Origin of the sequence: Herbaspirillum sp. 1130, assembly GCF_017833835.1 — a bacterium.
Lineage (GTDB): Bacteria > Pseudomonadota > Gammaproteobacteria > Burkholderiales > Burkholderiaceae_D > Herbaspirillum > Herbaspirillum huttiense.
This window is the reverse complement of the sequence record NZ_JAFICQ010000011.1, coordinates 1-1,968: the sequence shown is the minus strand read 5'-3', so window position 1 is coordinate 1,968 and position 1,968 is coordinate 1. Positions and strand designations below refer to the sequence as shown.

Genomic DNA, 1,968 nt, shown 5'->3' with positions numbered 1-1,968 from the left:
AAGGATATGGTAGGAGAGCGTTCTGTAAGCCTGTGAAGGTGTCTTGTAAAGGATGCTGGAGGTATCAGAAGTGCGAATGCTGACATGAGTAGCGATAATGCGGGTGAAAAGCCCGCACGCCGTAAGCCCAAGGTTTCCTGTTCAACGTTCATCGGAGCAGGGTGAGTCGGCCCCTAAGGCGAGGCAGAGATGCGTAGCTGATGGGAAGCAGGTTAATATTCCTGCACCGTCGTTAGATGCGATGGGGGGACGGATCGCGGAAGGTTGTCCGACTGTTGGAATAGTCGGTTTTTGCATCGAAGAAGGCTGTTAGGCAAATCCGGCAGCGTAATTCAAGGGTGTGAGACGAGCGAACTTGTTCGCGAAGCAATCGGAAGTGGTTCCAAGAAAAGCCTCTAAGCTTCAGTCTAACGAGACCGTACCGCAAACCGACACAGGTGGGCGAGATGAGTATTCTAAGGCGCTTGAGAGAACTCGGGAGAAGGAACTCGGCAAATTGGTACCGTAACTTCGGGATAAGGTACGCCCAAGTAGTTTAACTGGCCTGCGCCAGAAGGACAAAAGGGTTGCAATAAAATGGTGGCTGCGACTGTTTAATAAAAACACAGCACTCTGCAAACACGAAAGTGGACGTATAGGGTGTGACGCCTGCCCGGTGCTGGAAGATTAAATGATGGGGTGCAAGCTCTTGATTGAAGTCCCAGTAAACGGCGGCCGTAACTATAACGGTCCTAAGGTAGCGAAATTCCTTGTCGGGTAAGTTCCGACCTGCACGAATGGCGTAACGATGGCCACACTGTCTCCTCCCGAGACTCAGCGAAGTTGAAATGTTTGTGATGATGCAATCTACCCGCGGCTAGACGGAAAGACCCCATGAACCTTTACTGTAGCTTTGCATTGGACTTTGAACCAATCTGTGTAGGATAGGTGGGAGGCTTTGAAGCGTGGACGCTAGTCTGCGTGGAGCCGACCTTGAAATACCACCCTGGTTTGTTTGAGGTTCTAACCTTGGTCCGTTATCCGGATCGGGGACAGTGCATGGTAGGCAGTTTGACTGGGGCGGTCTCCTCCCAAAGTGTAACGGAGGAGTTCGAAGGTACGCTAGGTACGGTCGGACATCGTGCTAATAGTGCAATGGCATAAGCGTGCTTAACTGCGAGACTGACAAGTCGAGCAGGTACGAAAGTAGGACATAGTGATCCGGTGGTTCTGTATGGAAGGGCCATCGCTCAACGGATAAAAGGTACTCTGGGGATAACAGGCTGATTCCTCCCAAGAGTTCATATCGACGGGGGAGTTTGGCACCTCGATGTCGGCTCATCACATCCTGGGGCTGTAGCCGGTCCCAAGGGTATGGCTGTTCGCCATTTAAAGTGGTACGTGAGCTGGGTTTAAAACGTCGTGAGACAGTTTGGTCCCTATCTGCCGTGGGCGTTGGAAGTTTGAAGGGGGCTGCTCCTAGTACGAGAGGACCGGAGTGGACGAACCTCTGGTGTATCGGTTGTCACGCCAGTGGCATTGCCGAGTAGCTAAGTTCGGAAGAGATAACCGCTGAAAGCATCTAAGCGGGAAACTCGCCTTGAGATGAGACTTCCCGGGAACTAGATTCCCCTAAAGGGTCGTTCGAGACCAGGACGTTGATAGGTCAGGTGTGGAAGCGCAGTAATGCGTTAAGCTAACTGATACTAATTGCCCGTGCGGCTTGTTCCTATAACATTAGCTCTGTTATAGACAAGTTGAGCATATATTGTGTTTGCCCTAGTGCATCACACCCAAGAATCTACTAAATACTTCTTCCAGTTTGGGTTAGTTGCTGCTCCATTGAGAGCAACTGGCTTTACAAGTTATGCCTGATGACTATAGCAAGTTGGTACCACCCCTTCCCATCCCGAACAGGACCGTGAAACGACTTCGCGCCGATGATAGTGCTGCAACCAGTGTGAAAGTAGGTCATCGTCAGGCTTGTTA

Annotated in this window: 2 rRNA genes; both read left to right on the top strand. The window is 51.1% G+C overall.

Annotated features, from left to right (window positions below):
• A 23S ribosomal RNA gene (locus JOD78_RS27845) occupies window positions 1-1,710 on the top strand; the annotation flags it as partial.
• 139 nt (window positions 1,711-1,849) lie between these two features.
• A 5S ribosomal RNA gene (gene rrf, locus JOD78_RS27840) occupies window positions 1,850-1,962 on the top strand.
• Window positions 1,963-1,968: the final 6 nt, after the last annotated feature.